At 78.9% G+C, this 2,395-nt stretch carries 1 protein-coding gene; it reads right to left on the reverse strand.

The annotated features are described in order from the left end of the window. Positions 1–99 precede the first annotated feature (99 nt). Positions 100–2,395: M28 family peptidase (locus SZN_RS36720; RefSeq protein WP_007506045.1), on the reverse strand; the 2,296-nt coding region annotated here is incomplete at its 5' end.

Below are 2,395 nucleotides of genomic sequence, written 5' to 3' on the forward strand. Positions count from 1 at the left end.
CCGGCGGGCCGCGGGCTGACCGGCCGCCCCGGCGCGACGGGGCGGGCGGCCGACGCCCGCCCGCCCACCGCCGCGGCGGCCCGCCCTCCGTCCGACGGGTCAGCCCAGCACGCGGGTGGTCAGGGACATCGTGGCCTCGCCGAGGGACGCGACGCCCAGTGCCGGCGGCCGGGTGCCCTGCGGCGCCCCGGCCGCGGGCCCCGGCAGTCCCGGCAGCCGGTCGACCACGCGGACCGTCGCCCTCCCGGCACCGAGCTCCAGTTCCAACCGCGCTCCGGTCGCGGGCACTTGGCGTATCCACAACTCCCACGGCGCGTCCCCGGGCGGGTCGTCGGAGAACGTCCCCGCGACGCCGGACACCGACCAGGAGCGGACGGCCGCCCCGCTGACGACGACCGCCAGTTCGCGGGCGCCCCGGCCGGAGGCCGCGGACAGCCGGACCCGCCGTACGCCGTCCGCCGCGGGTGCGCCCACCGTCGTGGTGACCCGGGGGGCGGGCAGCGGGAACGGTTCGGCGGGGCCGCGCCGCACGGGCACCCGCCAGCCCGGCCAGAGATCCGCCAGCGACTCCCGCTCGGCGCCGGCGGGCACGAACCGGTCGCTCCAGCCGTCCGAGGGGGCCCGGCTGATCCACCGGGCCGTCCGCCGGTCGGCGTCCCACAGGTACAGCAGGTCGGCCCGGACGGATTCCTTCCGTTCGGGCGGCAGCAGCGCCGCCCCCGCCAGCACGGCCGCCGCCGCGGCCGCCGCCGTCACCGGCAGCAGCCGCGGCAGGACCGGCAGCACCCCCGGCAGCAGCGCCGCGAGCAGCGCGGTCAGCGCCACCGGCACGGCGACCAGCCCCAGCCCCAGCGCGGTCGTGAGCAGCGGCAGCAGCGGCGGCAGCAGCAGGGCGGCCGGTACGGTGCCCAGCGCGGCGGCGAGCACCCGGCCGCCCGCGGTCGCGCCGACCCGCGAGGTGAGCACGGCGGCGGCAGCGAGGAACCCCGCCGTCGGCCAGACGAACACATGGCTGCCGCCCGGCAGCAGCACCGCCGACACGACGGACAGCAGGGTCCACAGCAGCGTCGCCCCCGCCACCTGCGCCCCGGCTCCGGCCCACCGCCGGGCGACCACCGCCGACGCGCCGGCGACGGCCAGGGCGAACAGCACGAACCCGGCCAGTGCCGGGCCGTTGCCGCCGATGTCGAAGTAGTGCGCGAACTCCGGGTGCCGCGACGCGATCAGCGGCGCCAGCGCGAACGCGGCCCCGGCGGCGAGCACCAGCTGCCCCAGGGCGACGCAGGCCCCCCGCAGGACCCCGCCCGCGGTCAGCGTGCCCCGGGCCAGCAGCCGCAGCAGCAGTGCCAGGGCGAGGGCCGCCGTCACCGACGCGAGGGGCAGGGCGGCGCCCAGCGGATAGGCGACGAACCACCCGCCGGCCCGGAAGTACGCGCTGTCGCCGGGCGGCGTGCGGGCCAGATCGGCGGCGCCCAGCACCCGGGCGAGGCCGAGCGCCTGGTCGCCCTGGTCCTGGACGGTGGCCGGATCCACCCGCGCCGGGGTGTCACCGGCCCCGTGGTAGCGGGTGTAGCCGTCCAGATAGGCCAGGTTGACACCCTGGTGCCCGGCCTCCTGGAACACCGTGAAGTCGGTGAGGTTGGGCATGTAGGCGTACGCCGCGTCCAGCAGCGAGTCCGCGCGGGCCCCGGGCACCTGCCTCGCGAGGGTCCGCACCAGCCAGCCGGAGTCGGCACCCGCCTCGAACATCAGGCTGGGCCCCCGGCTGCCGCGGGCCTCGAAGTTGAGCACCACCGTGTCGGGGGGCAGCACGCCCGCGCCGTCCACCAGCGCCTGTGCGCCGAGGAGTCCGCTCTCCTCGGCGTCGGTGAGGACGACGTAGACGTCGTTGCGCGGGGCCGGTCCCTCCCGCAGCGCGCGGGCCGTCTCCAGCAGCACCGAGACCGGTACCCCGGCGTCGTTGGCAGCGGGTCCGGCCTCCGTGGAGTCGTAGTGGGCGACCAGCGCGACCGGCCGGGTGTTCGCCGAACCCGGGATCCGGGCGACGACGTTCTCCAGCCGCAGATCGGCGTAGCGCGCGTCGGCGCCGGTGGGGGAGAGGTCCGGGCGGTACGCGGCGGCCGCCCCGGTGGAGGTCCTGGCGGGGACGCCGAGCCCGGCCAGGGTCCGCACCGCGTACTCCCTGGCGCGGGTGTGGGCTGCCGACCCGCCGGGCCGGGGGGCGCCGGCGAGCTGGCGTACGTGCGCGGTGGCGCGGGCGGCCGAGAAGGCGTCGGGAGGCGCGTCCGGCCCCTGGGCGGAGGGCATCCTGCCGTTCCAGGCGACCAGGGAGAGGCAGAGCGCGGCGAACACGGCCACGGCCGCCGGGAAGACCCACCGCCGGCCGGCCCCCGCC

Origin of the sequence: Streptomyces zinciresistens K42 (assembly GCF_000225525.1) — a bacterium.
GTDB lineage: Bacteria > Actinomycetota > Actinomycetes > Streptomycetales > Streptomycetaceae > Streptomyces > Streptomyces zinciresistens.